Here is a 442-nt window from a genome sequence, read left to right as displayed (position 1 = left end):
CGAGCCGTTCTCGGGCCTCGACCCGCTCGCGGTCGACGTCGTCGCCGGCGTCCTGCAAGAGAAGGCGGCGCGGGGAGCCGCCGTGCTGTTCTCGTCGCACCAGCTCGACGTCGTCGAGCGCCTGTGCGACGACCTGGTGATCATCGCGGGCGGCACGGTCCGCGCCGCGGGCACCCGCGACGAACTGCGCGCCCAGCACGCCACCCACCGCTACGAGCTCGTGTCGCGCGCCGACGCGGGCTGGCTGCGCGACGAGCCCGGCGTGAACGTGCTCGATTTCGACGGCGGTTACGCCCTCTTCGACGCCGCCGACGACACCACCGCCCAGCGCGTGCTGCGCGGCGCCGTCGAGCGCGGCGACGTCGCCAGCTTCGCCCCCCAGCGTCCGACCCTGGCCGAGATCTTCAAGGAGGTCATTCAGTGAGCACCTCGACCCCCACCC

Annotated in this window: 1 protein-coding gene; it reads left to right on the top strand. The window is 73.3% G+C overall.

From position 1 onward, the window contains the following. On the top strand, positions 1–424 hold a 424-nt coding region (locus tag DBR36_RS18535), incomplete at its 5' end, for an ABC transporter ATP-binding protein (RefSeq protein WP_258222871.1). Positions 425–442: the final 18 nt, after the last annotated feature.

The organism is Microbacterium sp. HMWF026 (assembly GCF_003061325.1).
GTDB classification, from domain to species: Bacteria; Actinomycetota; Actinomycetes; order Actinomycetales; family Microbacteriaceae; genus Microbacterium; species Microbacterium testaceum_E.
This window is presented reverse-complemented; position numbering and strand designations above follow the sequence as displayed.